The 17,697-nt window shown below is 45.9% G+C and carries 16 protein-coding genes and 1 riboswitch; of the genes, 8 read left to right on the forward strand and 8 right to left on the reverse strand.

The genetic code is table 11. From position 1 onward, the window contains the following. Window positions 1-70: 70 nt before the first annotated feature. Together ppa and fbp are read right to left on the reverse strand one after the other, a co-directional pair. Window positions 71-601: an inorganic diphosphatase gene (ppa, locus tag IQP38_RS09380; protein ID WP_005379635.1), complete on the reverse strand. Its 531-nt coding sequence runs from the start codon at window positions 599-601 to the stop codon at window positions 71-73. Window positions 602-728: 127 nt separating this feature from the next. Continuing rightward, window positions 729-1,745: a class 1 fructose-bisphosphatase gene (gene fbp, locus IQP38_RS09385; RefSeq protein ID WP_005383114.1), complete on the reverse strand. Its 1,017-nt coding sequence runs from the start codon at window positions 1,743-1,745 to the stop codon at window positions 729-731. 312 nt (window positions 1,746-2,057) lie between these two features. Between fbp and mpl the strand changes: the two genes are divergently transcribed. The 5 genes from mpl to thiQ all read left to right on the forward strand — a co-directional run bounded on the left by mpl (window position 2,058) and on the right by thiQ (window position 7,631). Further along, entirely contained in the window at window positions 2,058-3,416 is a 1,359-nt protein-coding gene (gene mpl / locus IQP38_RS09390) for a UDP-N-acetylmuramate:L-alanyl-gamma-D-glutamyl-meso-diaminopimelate ligase (RefSeq protein ID WP_054576639.1), read from the forward strand. Window positions 3,417-3,421: 5 nt separating this feature from the next. Beyond that, window positions 3,422-4,060: a flavin prenyltransferase UbiX gene (locus IQP38_RS09395; protein ID WP_033906022.1), complete on the forward strand. Its 639-nt coding sequence runs from the start codon at window positions 3,422-3,424 to the stop codon at window positions 4,058-4,060. A gap of 37 nt (window positions 4,061-4,097) precedes the next feature. After that, a riboswitch (TPP riboswitch) is annotated at window positions 4,098-4,234 on the forward strand. 72 nt (window positions 4,235-4,306) lie between these two features. Next, a complete protein-coding gene (gene thiB / locus IQP38_RS09400; RefSeq protein WP_193837533.1) occupies window positions 4,307-5,299 on the forward strand; it encodes a thiamine ABC transporter substrate binding subunit in 993 nt (330 codons plus the stop codon). Window positions 5,300-5,340: 41 nt separating this feature from the next. Next, the gene (gene thiP, locus IQP38_RS09405; protein ID WP_017820277.1) at window positions 5,341-6,927 is read left to right on the forward strand and encodes a thiamine/thiamine pyrophosphate ABC transporter permease ThiP; all 1,587 of its coding nucleotides are present in this window, start codon (window positions 5,341-5,343) and stop codon (window positions 6,925-6,927) included. Beyond that, the gene (gene thiQ, locus IQP38_RS09410) at window positions 6,927-7,631 is read left to right on the forward strand and encodes a thiamine ABC transporter ATP-binding protein (protein ID WP_005379648.1); all 705 of its coding nucleotides are present in this window, start codon (window positions 6,927-6,929) and stop codon (window positions 7,629-7,631) included. Before thiP ends, thiQ begins: the two co-directional genes overlap by 1 nt. Window positions 7,632-7,649: 18 nt before the next feature. On the opposite strand, the gene IQP38_RS09415 is transcribed toward thiQ, so the two are convergent. Next, a complete protein-coding gene (locus IQP38_RS09415; RefSeq protein ID WP_005379650.1) occupies window positions 7,650-8,597 on the reverse strand; it encodes a LysR family transcriptional regulator in 948 nt (315 codons plus the stop codon). A 92-nt stretch (window positions 8,598-8,689) separates the two neighbouring features. On the opposite strand from IQP38_RS09415, the gene IQP38_RS09420 reads away from it, so the two are divergent. Next, on the forward strand, window positions 8,690-9,766 hold the full coding sequence (locus tag IQP38_RS09420; protein ID WP_047101924.1) for an alkene reductase: 1,077 nt from the start codon (window positions 8,690-8,692) through the stop codon (window positions 9,764-9,766). Window positions 9,767-9,829: 63 nt separating this feature from the next. On the opposite strand, the gene IQP38_RS09425 is transcribed toward IQP38_RS09420, so the two are convergent. From IQP38_RS09425 to argR, 4 genes are all read right to left on the reverse strand, one after another. Further along, window positions 9,830-10,267: a universal stress protein gene (locus tag IQP38_RS09425; protein ID WP_005379654.1), complete on the reverse strand. Its 438-nt coding sequence runs from the start codon at window positions 10,265-10,267 to the stop codon at window positions 9,830-9,832. Window positions 10,268-10,312: 45 nt separating this feature from the next. Beyond that, window positions 10,313-12,892 (reverse strand): TRAP transporter permease, encoded by a 2,580-nt coding sequence (locus tag IQP38_RS09430; RefSeq protein ID WP_005383099.1) that lies wholly within the window; start codon window positions 12,890-12,892, stop codon window positions 10,313-10,315. A 291-nt stretch (window positions 12,893-13,183) separates the two neighbouring features. Continuing rightward, window positions 13,184-14,152 (reverse strand): TAXI family TRAP transporter solute-binding subunit, encoded by a 969-nt coding sequence (locus tag IQP38_RS09435; protein ID WP_054579268.1) that lies wholly within the window; start codon window positions 14,150-14,152, stop codon window positions 13,184-13,186. Between the two features lie 405 nt (window positions 14,153-14,557). Further along, a complete protein-coding gene (gene argR, locus IQP38_RS09440) occupies window positions 14,558-15,028 on the reverse strand; it encodes a transcriptional regulator ArgR (RefSeq protein WP_005379659.1) in 471 nt (156 codons plus the stop codon). Window positions 15,029-15,387: 359 nt separating this feature from the next. Between argR and mdh the strand changes: the two genes are divergently transcribed. Next, the gene (gene mdh / locus IQP38_RS09445) at window positions 15,388-16,323 is read left to right on the forward strand and encodes a malate dehydrogenase (RefSeq protein ID WP_005379660.1); all 936 of its coding nucleotides are present in this window, start codon (window positions 15,388-15,390) and stop codon (window positions 16,321-16,323) included. Between the two features lie 113 nt (window positions 16,324-16,436). Continuing rightward, window positions 16,437-16,628 (forward strand): hypothetical protein, encoded by a 192-nt coding sequence (locus tag IQP38_RS09450; RefSeq protein ID WP_005379661.1) that lies wholly within the window; start codon window positions 16,437-16,439, stop codon window positions 16,626-16,628. A 93-nt stretch (window positions 16,629-16,721) separates the two neighbouring features. On the opposite strand, the gene ispB is transcribed toward IQP38_RS09450, so the two are convergent. Continuing rightward, window positions 16,722-17,693: an octaprenyl diphosphate synthase gene (ispB, locus tag IQP38_RS09455; protein WP_005383097.1), complete on the reverse strand. Its 972-nt coding sequence runs from the start codon at window positions 17,691-17,693 to the stop codon at window positions 16,722-16,724. Between the last annotated feature and the right edge of the window lie 4 nt (window positions 17,694-17,697).

The following is a 17,697-nucleotide window of genomic DNA, read 5'->3' on the forward strand; positions in this document are numbered from 1 at the left end:
ACACAGGTAAGATGAAAGCAAAAGAGCTGCCCTAGAGCAGCTCTTTTTAATTTTGTATCAGCAGTGATGCTTATTTTTTCTGAGCTCGCTCGTAAGATTCTAGGATTTCAGCTTTGGCGGCAGCAACATCTGCCCAACCATCCACTTTCACCCATTTGCCTGCTTCAAGCTCTTTGTAACGCTCAAAGAATTGCGTGATCTGCGCTTTCAGTAGTTCTGGGATATCGTCCACATCTTGGATGTGCTCGTACTCTTTCGAGATTTTTGAGTGGGGAACCGCAAACACTTTTGCATCTTCACCCGATTCATCTGTCATCTTCAAAACGCCAACAGGACGGCAGCGAATGACTGAACCTGGCATGAGTGGGTATGGTGTTGGTACCAATACGTCGACTGGGTCGCCATCAAGAGACAGGGTATTGTTCACGTAGCCATAGTTGCATGGGTAGAACATTGGTGCAGACATGAAACGGTCGACAAATACAGCACCAGAGTCTTTATCTACTTCGTACTTGATTGGATCTGCATTTGCAGGAATTTCGATCACGACATAGATATCTTCAGGCAGCGACTTGCCTGCTGGTACATGGTTTAAGCTCATTAGAATATTCCTTTTCATTAACGATGAGTCACACAAAAGCGGCTTCATCTGATGATAAATTCGCGTTTCACTTTAGCGACAAAAACGCGGCAGGTAAACACCTGCCGCGTTGGACAAAGGTCTGAAATTATTCTTCGTCGCGGTGCAGTTCAAGGAACTCTTCAACTTTGCGAACCATGTTCTTCGAACCCACAAAGAAAGGTACACGCTGGTGCAACTCAGTAGGCTTGATGTCCATAATGCGATTCACGCCGTCCGATGCAATGCCGCCAGCTTGCTCAATGAGGAATGCCATAGGGTTACATTCGTAAAGCAGGCGTAGCTTGCCTTGTGGGTGGCTTTGTGTGCTTGGGTAAAGGTAGATACCACCTTTCAGTAGGTTGCGGTGGAAATCAGCAACCAGCGAGCCAATGTAGCGAGAAGTGTATGGGCGACCGTCTTCTGGCACGTTTTCTTGGCAGTACTTGATGTACTTCTTCACCCCTTGAGGGAAACGAATGTAATTACCTTCGTTGATGGAGTAGATCTTACCATCATCAGGAATCATCATGTTTTCATGAGAAAGACAGAAGCTGCCGATAGATGGGTCGTAAGTAAAGCCGTTTACGCCGTTACCAGTTGTGTATACCAACATGGTGGAGGAGCCGTAAATCACGTAGCCCGCAGCCACTTGCTTGTGACCAGGTTGTAGGAAATCTTCTTCAGTTGGTGGAGTACCGATTGGAGAAACACGACGGTAAATCGAGAAGATAGTACCAACAGAGACGTTCACATCGATGTTAGAAGAACCATCAAGTGGGTCCATCAGTACTACATATTTGGCGTTTTGGTTGAGTTCTTTATTGAACGCAACTGCTTCGTCTTCTTCTTCACTGGCAACGCCACACACTTGATCACGAGCTTCAAGCGCGGCTTTGAACTTATCGTTCGCGTAAACATCGAGCTTTTGCTGATCTTCACCTTGGACATTTTCCGTGCCTACAGCACCAGTGATATCACCGAGACCCGCTGCGTTGATTTCGCGGTTAACGATTTTTGCAGCTAAACGAATGGAGGCTAAAAGGGATGATAGATCACCGCTAGCGTGGGGGAAATCCGCTTGTTTTTCGACAATGAACTCGCCTAGGGTGCGCAGTCCTGACATGGTTAATCCTTACATTTTCATTTCATTGGGGGTAGTGCGCAAGTGAGCATCTCTTTATGGATGTTAAACGATTGCGCTGGATGTAAGTTTAAGTCGCAGATCTTTTTAATGGTAATGAAGTAACTGTTTGAGATCTCAATTTATTTGTAGACTTGTTTGAGGGATTCATCAGTAAGCAAGAGGTTGTACAGTCTGTGTTCAACCTTGTCATATTTGTGAAAGGGACTGCAAGAAGAAGGCTAAAGTCACTCGCTTTTCAGGCGGTAATCGCGATAATGAAAGCATTAAAAAACGCATTACAAGGTTTAGTTTATGCACATTCATATCTTGGGTATCTGTGGCACATTTATGGGCGGCGCAGCGATTCTAGCGCGCCAATTAGGACATAAAGTCACTGGTTCTGATGCCAACGTTTATCCGCCAATGAGCACACTGCTTGAGTCTCAAGGTATTGAAATTATTGAAGGCTTTGACCCGTCTCAACTCGACCCTCAACCAGATCTTGTGGTGATTGGTAATGCGATGAGCCGTGGCAACCCTTGTGTCGAGCATGTGCTCAACACTAATATGCGTTACACCTCTGGCCCGCAGTGGCTCAACGAGTTTTTGCTGCATGATCGTTGGGTATTGGCGGTATCGGGTACACATGGGAAAACGACCACGTCGAGCATGCTTGCTTGGATACTTGAAGATTGTGGTTATCAACCGGGTTTCTTAGTCGGTGGGGTACTCGGTAACTTCGGAGTGTCTGCTCGTTTGGGTGAAAGTATGTTTTTTGTCGTTGAAGCGGACGAATATGACAGTGCTTTTTTCGATAAGCGTTCTAAGTTTGTGCATTACCATCCTCGCACTTTAATCATGAACAATCTTGAGTTTGATCATGCTGATATCTTCGATGATCTAGAAGCGATCAAGCGCCAATTCCATCATTTAGTGCGAACTGTACCGGGCAATGGATTGATCTTAGCGCCGAGAAAAGATCAGGCGTTAGCGGATGTATTAGAGCGTGGCTGCTGGACTGAAAAACAGTTCTCTGGTGAGAATGGTGGCTGGCAAGCGCACAAATTAGTGCTTGATGGCTCAAAATTTGACGTTGCGTTGCAAGGCGAGAAGGTTGGTACCGTCGAATGGAATTTGGTGGGTGACCACAATGTGGATAATGCGCTGATGGCAATCGCTGCTGCACGACATGTTGGAGTCACTCCGGATCTTGCTTGCCAAGCATTAGGGCGTTTCATCAATACCAAGCGCCGTTTAGAGCTGAAAGGTGAAGAACAAGGTGTGACGGTTTACGATGATTTTGCGCATCACCCAACGGCAATTGAACTTACTGTCGGTGGTTTGCGTAACAAGGTAGGTGAAAAACGCATCCTAGCTGTGTTAGAGCCGCGTTCTGCCACCATGAAGCGTGGTGTACACAAAAACACACTTGCAGAGTCACTACACAGTGCAGATGAAGTCTTCTTGTTCCAGCCAGATAATATCGAGTGGTCTGTGCAAGACATTGCCGACCAATGCAAACAGCCAGCGTTTGTCGATGCGGATATAGATAACTTTGTAGCCAAGATCGTCGAACGTGCGCGAGCAGGTGACCAAATTCTAGTCATGAGTAATGGTGGCTTCGGTGGTATTCACGGAAAACTTCTTGAGCAGTTAAAACAAAAAGCCTGATTGATATGCAAAACAAAACACAACCCTCTCACAAAAAAGCCATCACGTTGGCATTAACGGGGGCTTCTGGTGCTCCCTACGGCCTTCGTCTTTTAGAATGCTTGGTTGCGGCGGATTATCATGTCTACGTTCTGATTTCTTCGGCAGCTCGTGTTGTGATGGCAACCGAGCATAATCTTAAGCTGCCAAGTGGTCCAGAAGCAGCGCAGCAAGCATTGGTAGAGCACCTGAACTGCAATCCCGATAACATCACCGTTTGCGGTAAAGATGACTGGTTCTCACCGGTTGCGTCTGGTTCTGCTGCACCAAAGCAAATGGTGGTTTGCCCATGTTCTGCGGGAAGCGTTGCAGCGATTGCGCATGGTATGTCAGATAACTTGATCGAGCGGGCCGCTGATGTGGTAATGAAAGAGCGCGGGCAGCTGTTGCTCGTGGTTCGCGAAACACCATTTTCAACGCTACATCTGGAGAACATGCACAAACTGTCGCAAATGGGCGTCACCATCATGCCAGCAGCTCCAGGCTTCTATCATCAGCCAAAGAGTATTGAAGACTTAGTGGATTTTATGGTGGCGAGAATTCTTGACCACTTAGGTATTGAGCAAGGTTTGGTGCCTCGTTGGGGTTATGACCAGCGCTCGTGAGCTGATTGTGTAACCACTCAAATACCTTTACAATCCATCCAACTCATCGGGGAGCAAACCCATTTAGCATTGAGTCAATCAATGCATTGGGGCGCTGAGACCTAAGTGTTTAACTAGGGACCCGTATTACCTGAACCAGATAATGCTGGCGTAGGAATTGAGTCTGGATATTGGAAGTCCTTAATAGCCGCCTCAAACCCTGTGCCGCTCAACTTATTTCTCTGAAATACTCATGGAGAGCGAGCAGTGAAACCCACTCTAAATCTGATTGCCCTAGCTGCAATCACCTCTACTTCAGCGTTTGCCGCTGAAAACACATTAACCATCTATACCTACGACTCTTTTGCCGCAGATTGGGGGCCGGGTCCTAAAATCGAGCAAGCTTTTGAAGTAAAATGTGGCTGTGACGTTAACTTCGTAGCGTTGGACGATGGTGTGTCGATTCTGAATCGTCTTCGTCTTGAAGGCGGTAATAGCAAAGCGGACATCGTATTAGGTTTGGATAACAATCTGATGGCAGAAGCGAAGAAAACCGATCTGCTTGCCGAGCACAATGTGGATACGGCTAACACAGTGTTACCAAACGGTTGGAGTGACACGACGTTTGTACCGTACGATTACGGCTACTTCGCGTTTGTGTACAACAAAGAGAAACTGGCTAATCCGCCGAAAAGCATGAAAGAGCTGGTGGAAACGCGCGACGATCTGAAAGTGATTTACCAAGATCCGCGGACTTCAACGCCGGGCCAAGGCTTAATGCTATGGATGAAATCTATTTATGGCGACGATGTGACGCAAGCGTGGCAGAAGCTAGCGAGCAAAACCGTAACGGTCACGAAAGGTTGGTCTGAGGCGTATTCTATGTTCCTCAATGGTGAGTCCGATTTAGTGCTTTCTTACACCACTTCACCTGCGTACCACTTAATTGCGGAAAACGATTCGAAGTTTGCTACGGCGAATTTTGCTGAAGGCCACTACATGCAAGTTGAAGTAGCCGCTAAAGTGAAAGGGGCAAAAAATTCAGAACTTGCTGATCAATTTATGAGTTTCATTTTAAGTGATGAGTTCCAATCGGCGATGCCAACGGGTAACTGGATGTACCCAGTCACTGACGTTGAGTTACCTAAAGGTTTTGAAACTTTGAGTGTTCCAAGCAAGTCGTTGAGCTTTAGTGCTGATGAAGTGGCAAAAATGCGTAAGTCTTGGATTCGCGAATGGCAAAGCGCATTGACGTTTTAGCTGACGTTTCCATCCTCATCTGAATGAGATAGGTTTTACCTTTGAATTCTGTTCCAAAAATAGGTTTAGGGGTCGCGATGATCATCGCGACCTTTGTTATTTCTGCCCTAGGTGCTTTGATTGTTCAAGCCCCTTCACTTGATGTGTCTGTGGTATGGGGCGACCCGTACTATCAACATGTCACCAAGTTCAGTTTCTACCAAGCGTTTCTTTCCACATTGCTCAGTGTTGGCTTTGCCATTCCAGTAGCGCACGCACTTTCGCGTCGCCAATTTATTGGTAAATCATTACTGCTTAAGCTGTTTGCATCGACACTGGTTTTGCCGGTTTTGGTTGGTGTTTTTGGGCTGTTAGCGATTTATGGCAACAGTGGTTTGTTGGCGCAGTGGTTGCAAAGTTTCGACACTAAACTGCCATTCTCTATTTACGGTTTGAACGGCATTTTACTCGCCCATGTGTTCTTTAATTTACCTTACGCGGCACGATTGCTTCTGCAAGCCTTGGAGTCTATTCCTGCCGAGCAGCATAAGCTTTGCGCGCATCTTGGGATGAGCCATTGGGATAAGTTTCGCTGGGTAGAATGGCCGCGTTTAAGGCAGCAGCTTCCCCACGTTTGTGGGTTGGTGTTTATGTTGTGCTTTACCAGTTTTGCCACTGTAATGGCGTTGGGGGGCGGGCCAAAATCCACCACCATTGAATTGGCCATTTACCAAGCGATTAAGTTTGATTTTGATTTACAAGCTGGGGCGTTATTGGCGCTGTGGCAGATGCTGTTATGTGGACTGCTTGCTATTGGAGTGCAGAAGTTAACAAGGCCTGTTTCTATCAGTGCTGGAAGCACATCGGTACAGCAATATTTAACGAAGGATCATGGGTGGTCAAAAGCTTGGGATAGCTTTTGGATCATAGGTGCCTTTTTACTGGTAATACCGCCGTTATTGATGGTGTTACTGAGTGGCATCAACCAACAAGTTTGGACAGTATTAACCGATGAGCGTTTTTGGTCTGCGCTATTGAACTCCCTCAAAGTCGCCTGTGTCGCTAGCGCGCTTGCGGTCGCTGCAGGGGTGTCCATACTATTGACCAGTCGCCGTTGGCGGTTGCAGTACAAAAACACGCGAGCCGATCAGATTGAGTTAATCGGCACCGTTATTTTGGTGACTCCAGGTCTGGTGATTAGCACCGGTTTATTCTTACTACTGCGCGCATTTACCGATGTTTTTAGCTTGGCATTTTTTGTCGTGATTTTGGTGAACGGTTTGATGGCTTTGCCTTACGTGATCAAAACGCTAGCGCAGCCAATGCTGCACATTGAACAACAGTATCAGTATGTATGTGCCAGCTTAGGCATGCGTGGCTGGCAACGGTTTAAAGTGGTGGAGTGGCAGGCGCTACGCAAGCCGTTTGCACATGCGTTTGCGATCAGCTTTATGTTTGCGATTGGCGATTTAAGTGCTATTGCGTTGTTTGGCGGACAAGAGTTCCGCACTTTACCTCTGTATTTATTCCAGCTGCTTGGCAGCTATCAGATGGACGCGGCTGCGGTGGTATCGGTGACCTTATTGTTGTTGAGTGTGGGCTGTTTTGCCTTGATTGAGAAAGTATTGAAAACGAAGGAGAGAGCGTAATGTTAGTGTTGGATGATGTGCAGTACACCTACCAACGTGAACTGTTTCGTTTTGACTTAACGATTGAGCAAGGACAGATTGTGTCGCTGATGGGACCAAGTGGGGCAGGGAAGTCAACCTTGCTGGCGTTGGTGGCAGGATTCATCCATCCTGACCGTGGTGATATTTGTGTTGATGGTGAGTCCATTGTGCGTAAAGAGCCTTATCTGCGTCCGTTCTCTATGTTGTTCCAAGAGCACAATTTGTTTGCTCACTTATCGGTGCGTGACAACATCGGTTTGGGCTTACACCCAGGGCTAAAGCTTACGGTGGACCAAAATCGTCAGATTGAACAAGCCGCGCAGCAAGTTGGTGTTGCAGAGTACCTCGACCGTTTGCCAGAGCATCTTTCTGGTGGCCAGCGTCAACGTGTTGCCTTAGCGCGTTGTTTTGTTCAGCCTCATCCCATGTGGCTATTGGATGAGCCGTTCTCGGCGCTTGATCCGGTGTTGCGTGAAGAGATGCTGAGCTTGGTAAAAAAACTCGCAGCAGAGCGGGGAATAACCGTATTGATGGTCACGCACCATTTAAGCGATGCCAAAGCGATTGCCAGCCACTTTGTGTTTGTGGCAGATGGTAAAGTGGAAGCCGCGGGTGATATGTCTGCATTGAGTGAACAGCATGCTAGTGAGAAGCTTGCGGCATTTATCCGAGCAGCATGCTAGTGCCTGATAGTTGCTAGGTTATGCTTCTCCGCAACACAAACCATGCCGAGGGCCAAATTCAAATTGAGATCTTAAGCTCATGATATGGTCAATCATTGCTTGTACACGCCGTGGGCGGTTTGCTCCAGGACGATAGACTAAATAAATAGGCATTGGTACCGTGTGCCATTGCGGTAACACTCTGACTAAGGTGCCACTTTCTAGCTCTTGCGTCATGTTCTGCACAGGTAAGTTAGCGATGCCTAGTCCTTTAAGTGCGCCTTTCAATATTGCTTCTACAGTTGTACTTGAGAAGTTACTGGTTATTGAAACATTGACGGTATTATCGTGTGAGATCAGCGTCCAAGGCCCTATTTCTGAAACATATTGATACCTCAAACAGTTGTGTTTTGTCAGATCTTCTGGCGTTTCAGGTACGCCGAACTCAGCTAAATACTCAGGGCTAGCAGCCAGGACTCGAGTGGTATAGCCTAATTTTTTTGCGATCAATCGATCATCAACTATCTGACCGACTCTAATTGCCATATCAAAGCCGTGTGAAAACAGATCAACAAAATCGTTCGATGCTTCTAACGCAATTTGTACTTTTGGCCATTGTTTTAAAAATGGCAAAAAGATGTGTTCCGCCATATACGCATCCAACGCTGGTGGCGCGGAAATACGCAGCCGGCCTTGGATCTGTTGTTCCATCTCCTGTACGTCATGGCCAATTGAGTGGAATTCCTCAACTAAGCTTGCAGCACGCTCTAAAACCATTTGGCCAGCTTCGGTGATCACTAACTTTCGGGTTGTGCGCTCTAGCAGTTTGGCTTCAAAGTGTTGTTCGAGTTTGGTTATGGCTTTACTAACAGTAGATTTTGGTAGGTTTAACTCCAGCGCGCACTTGGTTAAGCTCAGTAGTCGACAGCTTGTGACAAAGATAGAAAGCGTTCTAAAGTCAATTGTTTCTAAATTGCGAACAATCACTTTCAATTATCCATATTGTTTCAATATTAATCTGATTATAGTCTGGCACCTCATCCTTAGCCATCAAGTTATTGTCATTTGAGGTAAACACCATGTCCAACTCTGTAGACTTATTTTCTCCTATCGAACTCGGTCAATTAGCATTAGATAACCGTGCCATTATGGCGCCTTTAACGCGAGCTCGTGCTGGTGCGGACCATATTCCTAATGACCTTATGGTTGAATACTACGCTCAACGTGCGAGTGCCGGACTTATCATTGCTGAATGCACCATGGTGATGGAAGGTACGTCTGCTTTCATGGCAGAGCCGGGCATTTACAGCGAAGAGCAAATCGCAGCTTGGAAAAAGGTAACGGATGCGGTTCATGAGAGAGGCGGTAAGATTGTACTGCAAATTTGGCATGCGGGACGAGCTTGTCATCCTGATCTGAATGAAGGAAAAACACCTGTAGCGGCGAGCGCATTGGCCATTCGTGATGAATTAGTCCATACCCCTTCGGGTAAGCAAGCATATACGGTACCACGAGCACTCGAAGTGGATGAGATAGCTTCCATTGTTGCGGCGTTTAAACAAGGTGCAGAAAACGCCAAGAAAGCCGGCTTTGATGGGGTCGAGATACATGGCGCCAATGGTTATCTTATTGATAACTTCCTTCGTGACGGCTCAAATTTACGTACCGATGAATACGGTGGCTCGGTTGAAAATCGTGCTCGATTTTTACTTGAGATAGTGAAAGAAGTCGTTGAGGTGTGGGGACCTGGAAGAGTCGGTCTGCGCACATCTCCGCTAAATGGATTTAATGACATGAAAGACAGTGATCCAGTTGGCTTGATGCGTTACTTAGCAGAGCAACTTAATTCTTTCGATCTTGCTTATTGGCACGTGATGCGTGCGGATCTGAAAGGCGTACAAAAAGCAGATGTTCTCAAGCCAGCACGCGAAAACTATAAAGGTCACTTAATGGCGAACGTGGGCTACAGTGCACAAGAAGCGGCAACAGCAATTGCAGAAAACAAAGTTGATGTGGTCGCATTTGGCGTTCCCTTTATCGCAAACCCAGATTTAGTTGAGCGATTTAAGAAAAATGCACCTCTTAATGAGGCGAAACCAGAACACTTTTATTTGGGTGGAGCAGAAGGTTATACCGATTACCCAGTGATGGCATAACCCTTACTTGTTTAATATAAAAAGGACGCTAATGTTAGCGTCCTTTTTCGTTTCTGTATTTACTTAGCCTTGCGGTTTTACGACCATCACATTGATTGGAGAATATTCCACAACCTTACTCGCGACAGAGCCAAGCATTACTTTATTGATTTTAGAGCGCTTGTGACTTGGCATAATGATGAGATCTGCGCCTAAACGTTCTGCATAATCAAGAATGGTCGCGTAGGCCTTGCCTTCAGCAACATGCACTTGGTAAACCACATCTTCAGCAATATGCTCATTAGCGAAAGTTTTTAGTTGCTGCTTCACGTCTTGCTTCATTTTGGCCGCAGCATCTTTCGGAAAGTATGTGGCAACCATCGACATGTGAATACCAGGTAGTACCGTCAGAAGATGGATTTGAGCATTTGCTTGCTTTGCCTGCCAAACCGCTAGTTCAACCGCTCGGTCTGAAAAGCCTTGGTCATTTAGATCAACCGGAACAAGAATTTGTTTGTACATTCAATGTCTCTCATTAAGGCCCCTTTATCCTCGGGGCCAAATCGGTTATGCGCTCAATTGTTCCTTACGAGCACGACGTTTTTGGTTCATTGCAAGCACCAGCAAAATCATTAAGCATGGTACAAACACCCACTCTTTCATCGGACGGTCTGCATCCTGGATAACCCACTTGATTTCCCAATCAAAGTCGATACCTGCGGACTCTGCTGGACTACCAAATTCAACCATATCGACAATCATTTTGTTGTCACTTTCGGTCAGCATTAGACCCATAGATGAAATACGTGCGTCTGCTGTTGTCGCACTGTCTTCGAATGGAAGACGAACCGTTTTCTCAATGTAGTCGCCCTCAAGGTTTTCACCGGCAACACGTAACTCCAATGATTCTCCTACATTTAGTGTTTCCGTGATTTGAGCTACCTCAACGCCAGGAGAAAGAACTTTCGCTGGGTACAGCATGTCCCACCAAAAACCTGGACGGAAAAACGAAAACGTCAGTACTAATAATAGGACTGTTTCCCACCACTTGTTACGCGTGAACCACCACCCTTGAGTTGCCGCAGAGAATATCAGCATTGCAATGATCGATGAGATGACCGTGAGCGCCAAATGCCACCAAGAGTCGATCCCCATTAACAATAGCTGGGTATTGAACACAAACATGAACGGCAAAATAGCGGTTCGAATATCGTAAGTAAAACCTTGGATACCGGTACGAATTGGATCTGATTTCGCAATTGCGGCTGCTGCAAAAGCTGCAAGACCTACAGGTGGGGTATCGTCGGCCAAAATACCAAAGTAGAAAACGAATAAGTGCACCGCTATCAACGGAATAATCAAGCCATGCGCCGCGCCGAGCGTAACAATAACCGGCGCCATTAGCGTAGAGACCACGATGTAGTTCGCCGTTGTTGGCAGACCCATCCCCAGAACCAAGCTAATGATGGCGGTAAACAGCAGCATAAGAATGATACTGCCACCAGAGATAAACTCGACGAAGTCGGTCATCACTAGGCCGATACCCGTTAGTGTAACAACACCAACAACGGTGCCCGCTGCCGCGGTTGCAACGCCGATACCAATCATATTACGCGCACCAGAAACTAAGCTCTCGGCAAGATCGACAAAGCCATCTTTGGTTTGCTGAAGCATGTCACCTTGCTTTGACAGCAGTGCAATCAACGGACGTTGAGTAAGCAAAATGAAAATCATGAACACCGTTGCCCAGAATGCCGAAAGGCCAGGTGAGAAACGTTCGACAGTCAAACACCAAACCAATACGACGATAGGGAGTAGGTAGTGCAAGCCTGACTTAACGGTTGGGCCAGGATCAGGTACTTCTGTTAATTCTGCATCAATCTCAATTGCGCCATCTTGCACGTGATTTGCTGAGACTTTCACCAACCCAACGTACGCGATTAATAGTGCGACGGTAACAATTGGTGTCGCGGCATCACCAAAGACGTCCTTTGTCCAGCCCACTCCGTAGTAAACCAATGCGCTGATCACACACAATCCTAAGATTGTGCCAGTAAAGGACAGCAGACTTTGTACTAGTGTTGGGTTGTGGCGACGAGGAAGCCCTGTCATGCCTGCTTTACACGCTTCAAGGTGAACAATGTAAATTAAAGCAATATAAGAGATTAGCGCTGGAAGTAGGGCGGCTTTAATCACCTCAACGTAGGAGATACCGACGTATTCCACCATCAAAAATGCTGCTGCACCCATGATTGGCGGTGTTAACTGACCATTGGTTGAAGCCGCTACCTCTACCGCACCCGCTTTTGTGCCGGGAAAGCCAACACGCTTCATCAGTGGAATCGTAAAGGTGCCAGTTGTTACTACGTTTGCGATTGAAGAACCAGAAACCAGACCAGATAAACCTGATGCAACAACGGCCGCTTTAGCTGGACCACCTTTCATATGGCCAAGTAACGAGAAGGCAACTTTAATGAAGTAAGCACCAGCACCAGCGCGTTCCAGCATTGCTCCAAACAATACAAACAAGAAGACAAAAGAGGTAGAAACACCTAGCGCAACCCCAAATACGCCTTCTGTTGTTAGCCACAAGTGAGACATGGCCTTGTTCAAGCTTGCCCCTTTGTGCGCGATAACGTCAGGCATGTAAGGGCCTGCAAAGGTGTAAGTAAGGAAAACAGCAGCCACGACCATTAATGGTGGACCAAGTGCTCGGCGTGTTGCTTCTAAAAGGAGGATCATACCGATAACAGCAACAACGATATCAACCGTTGTCGGTGCGCCTGAGCGTCCTGCTAGCTCGGTATAAAAAAGGTATATATAGGCTGCTGAAAAGCTGCCAGCCAACGCGAGTATCCAATCAACAAGAGGGATATGATCGCGAGGAGAATTCTTCATCGCTGGATAAGCAGTGAAAGCCAAAAAGATCGCGAAAGTAAGGTGGATAGATCGCGCTTCCGTGTCGTTCAGTACGCCAAAATTGAAAATAAATGGTAACGGGGATGCGTACCATAATTGAAATAGTGACCAACACAGAGGAACAAACCAAAGGATTCGTCCTTGCATTCCCGAAGGGCTACGTGCACCTGTGTCTGCCTGAGCCACCATTTCTTGCACATCTTGTGACGGAGCTTGATTCGTCGCCATGTACTTTTTCCTTATTATTGATGGTCCTGTCTGATTTTTATCGAGAACCACACTTCGCCTCTATCAGTGTAGTGAATGGAGCGAAGTTTGCTTTCGAGTATTTTGCTGCCTGAACTCAAAGTGTTGATTGTTGGATACTCTGTTAGGCGGCGTTTAAGTTTTCTTGGGTATGAGCTCGCAGTTTTCAGAAGAAAACTGGCGAATGAAGCATACAGTTAGAACGTGCTACAACCTGTATGCTCAAACAGGCAGAAAATATTCTTTCCTGCCTGTATGTAGAGTCTGAGGAAATTACTTAATTAGACCCATTTCTTTGTAGTATTTTTCTGCACCTGGGTGAAGAGGAATAGAAAGACCAGCTTTCACCATGTCTTCTTTCTTCAAGTTTGCGAATGCAGGGTGTAGACGTTTGAAGGTATCAAAGTTTTCAAACACAGCTTTTGCCACGTTGTAAGCGACATCGTCTGAAACATCAGAGGTCGTTACCATTGTTGCTGCAACACCAAAGCTGTTTACGTCTTTGTCTGTACCGCGGTACATACCAGCCGGTACTGAGCTAAAGGCGTAGTATGGGTTGTCGGCAACAATTTTATCGATTTTAGGGCCTGTTGCTGAAACTAGCTTCGCATCACATGATGTGGTTGCTTCTTTGATTGAACCGTTCGGGTGGCCGACCATGTAAATGAAGGCGTCAATTTTGTTATCACAAAGTGCCTGAGAGCGTTCAGAGCCTTTTAGCTCAGACGCCAATTTGAAGCTGTCGTTTGTCCACCCCATCGCTTCCATGACAACGCCCATCGTTGCACGGTCACCAGAGCCTGGGTTACCGATGTTTACACGCTTACCTTTCAGGTCTTCAACGTTTTCAATACCTGAATCTGCACGCGCAATGATGTTGAAAGGTTCTGTATGAAGAGAGAACATTGCGCGTAGCTTCTTGTACGGGCCTTGTTCTTCAAACTTGCTCGTACCGTTGTAGCCGTGGTACTGCCAATCCGATTGCACGATACCAAAATCTAATTCGCCTGCACGGATAGTGTTAACGTTGTAAATTGAGCCACCAGTCGATTCTACTGAACAACGGATGTTGTGGTCTTTACGACCTTTATTTACCAACTTACAGATAGCACCACCAGTTGGGTAGTAAACACCTGTCACAGAGCCAGTACCGATGGTAATAAACTCTTGAGCGTTAACTGCGCTTGCGCCCATTACGGCTGCAGCGATAGCGCCTACTTTGAGAAGTTTGTTAAATGCCATGAATTTCCCTTCCTTATATTCATTATTTACCCGGAAATAACCATAAATCACTTCTGGAGTTTCCTATTTGGAAACGGCACCTTTTTCAATCCAATCGTTTGAAAAAGCGAGCGAATCATAACAAAAAATTGGCAGAAAATTATCCAATTGTTAAATGTTATAGTTGATAAGTCTGAATTTTGTATCAGGGGATAGGATTCAATTTGTGATTTAATTCTTTTTATAACAATTACTTAATTAACGTTTAGTGACTGAAATGAAAAAGATCAATTGCGTGATGTTAATCACAAAATGGGTGGTTGAATAATGAGCGGAGTAAGCAAAAAATTTACATAAATTATGGGCTACAAAATGAGACTTCTTTTATAACCCACAATGAGTTAGCTGATTGAAGCTTTATAGAACTTAACCAGTATATTCGAACAGCTCGCACACTGATTTGAAGAGTTGCTCAGTCGTAATTGCCATGGTTGGCGTAATGAAAATGGTATCGTCACCCGCGACAACGCCAAGAATACCTTCGGATTTACCGAGTGAATCAAGCAAGCGAGCAATCAACTGTGCTGCACCTGGGCCGGTGTGAATTACCACTAACGCTGCATTACGATCGATGTCTAGTACCAGTTCACGCAGAGAGCTGCTGACTGTTGGGACACCTAGCTCAGCAGGAAGACAGTAAACCATTTCCATTTTTGCATTGCGCGTACGGACGGCGCCAAATTTAGTCAGCATACGTGAGACTTTAGATTGGTTGATACTCTCAAACCCTTGCTGTTTGAGTGCGTCAACAATCTCGCCCTGTGAGCCAAAGCTTTCTTCTTTTAACAGGGCTTTAAAGGCGCGAACTAAGTTGTCTTGTTTTTCTGAATTGCGCATAGTCATTACAAATCTCTTATTACGGGTCAGCAATTTTGCATATTCTCGCATATATATTCAGGCAGTGCCAAAGAGTCCCAGGATTATGTTAGATGCGTCACTGTAAACTATGAACCACATAGAATTCTTTAGCGCGCTGAAGTAGGGCTGTATCTGTTTTCTTGAATTCCTTGTCATTTCAACAGAATAAAAGAATAATCCAAGCCCCATTTGTAGCACGGTAACAGCGAGTTGCGCGAGGTCGCAAAGCTAGCGTTAATTGATTGTAATCAAGTTGTGATTCCGATAGCTTTATTTAAGTTGGTTACAAACTACCCTACGAATACGTTTATAAGAGAAATACTCTCAAGGAGAACTACATGAAAGTAGCCGTTATTGGTGCCGCTGGTGGCATCGGTCAAGCCCTGGCCCTTCTACTTAAGAACCGTCTTCCTGCTGGTTCTGATCTAGCCCTATATGATATTGCTCCAGTAACTCCTGGTGTGGCCGCTGATCTTAGCCACATCCCTACGCCAGTTTCTATCAAAGGTTACGCTGGTGAAGATCCTACTCCAGCACTAGAAGGCGCGGATGTTGTGCTAATTTCTGCTGGTGTTGCGCGTAAGCCAGGTATGGATCGTGCGGATCTATTTAATGTAAACGCTGGTATCGTTAAATCGCTAGCGGAGAAGATTGCGGTTGTTTGTCCGAAAGCTTGTGTTGGTATCATCACAAACCCTGTAAATACAACAGTGCCAATTGCTGCTGAAGTTCTTAAAAAAGCGGGTGTTTATGATAAGCGTCGTCTATTTGGTGTAACAACGTTGGATGTTATCCGTTCAGAAACGTTTGTTGCTGAGCTAAAAGACAAAGATCCAGGTGACGTTCGCGTGCCAGTTATTGGTGGTCACTCTGGCGTAACGATCTTACCTCTACTGTCTCAAGTAGAAGGTGTTGAGTTTACAGCTGAAGAAGTAGAAGCATTAACGAAACGTATTCAAAATGCAGGTACTGAAGTTGTAGAAGCTAAAGCGGGTGGTGGTAGTGCAACACTATCAATGGGCCAAGCTGCATGTCGCTTTGGTCTGTCTCTGGTTCGTGCTCTTCAAGGTGAAGAAGGCGTAGTTGAGTGCGCTTACGTTGAAGGCGACGGCGAACACGCGACTTACTTCGCGCAACCTGTGAAACTGGGTAAAGAAGGCGTTGAAGAAGTACTAAGCTACGGCAAACTCAGCGATTACGAAAAGTCTGCATTAGACGGTATGCTAGAAACACTAAATGGCGACATCAACATTGGTGTTGAATTCGCAAAGTAATCTAGAAAGCCTATATAAGAAGAAAGCCGATCATTTTGATCGGCTTTTTTGATCCTTGATTTCTCAACTTCGTAAAAATGGTCGAATAAAACCACGTAGTGAAGGAGAAGATGATGGAAGCGAGTCGAATCCGTAAAGGCATGGTTGTTGAGTGCCAACAAGGCGTCGGTACGATATTAGTGGTCGACCATGAAGCAGAGACGGTATTGTTGTCCAAACAAGGGACTGAACAGCAGCTCGCTGTTAGCTTTGATGAAATAGAAGATGATCCACAACTGCATGGCGGTAGTGACAGATATTACTAGCGTCTCGGGCGTCGTCATTAGGTATCAAACGTAAAAAAGGAAGAGCATGCTCTTCCTTTTAGCTATAAGCCTTGCGTTATGGGTAGCTATTGATTACTTCGTGCGTTGTACAGCGACATGAGCCAGAGTAACAAGCGCTTGTTTGTATTCAGACTCTGGCAACACTGATAGTTCTGCGATTGCTTTGTCTGCTTCTTCTAGAGCTTTTTGCGTTGTGTATTCCAGAGAGCCTGCTTCTTTCATGACCGCAAGAATTTCTTCTAAGCGATCCATGCCATTCGCTTTCTCAATCGCTTCACGAATCATGATGGCGTTTTCTGGTGTGGTATTACGCATAGCATGGAGTAGAGGTAAAGTTGGCTTGCCTTCGGCCAAGTCATCACCCACATTTTTACCCATGTCTTCGCCATCAGAAGTGTAATCCATGACGTCATCAATGAGCTGAAACGCAGTGCCTAGATACTTACCGTAATTTTGCATTGCAATTTCCACATGCTCAGGAGCGTCATTTAAGATCGCACCGATTTGAGTTGCGGATTCAAATAAGCGCGCAGTCTTAGAGTAGATGACTTGCATGTAGCTTTCTTCTGTCGTGTCAGGGTCGTTACAGTTCATCAACTGCTGTACTTCACCTTCGGCGATCACGTTTACGGCATTGCTCATTAGTTTAAGGATCTTCATGGATCCTAGTTCCGTCATCATCTGAAATGAGCGTGTATAGATAAAGTCCCCAACTAATACGCTAGCCGCATTGCCAAATGCTGCATTCGCAGTGGCTTTACCACGGCGCATGTCTGATTCATCTACCACGTCATCATGCAGCAAAGTCGCTGTATGGATGAACTCAATAAACGCAGCTGCCATTGTATGACCATTGCCTTGGTAACCAAGTGCACGGGCTGACAGTATCGCTAAAAGCGGTCTTAGACGTTTGCCTCCACCACTCACGATATAAAAACCGAGCTGGTTGATTAAAGAGACATCAGAATTAAGTTGGGCTTGAATTGTTTCATTCACTTTTGCCATGTCATCGGCAGTAAGCGCTTGGATAGTTTTAAAATCCATCGTA

The sequence above is a fragment of the Vibrio sp. OPT41 genome (assembly GCF_015163595.1).
GTDB classification, from domain to species: Bacteria; Pseudomonadota; Gammaproteobacteria; order Enterobacterales; family Vibrionaceae; genus Vibrio; species Vibrio alginolyticus.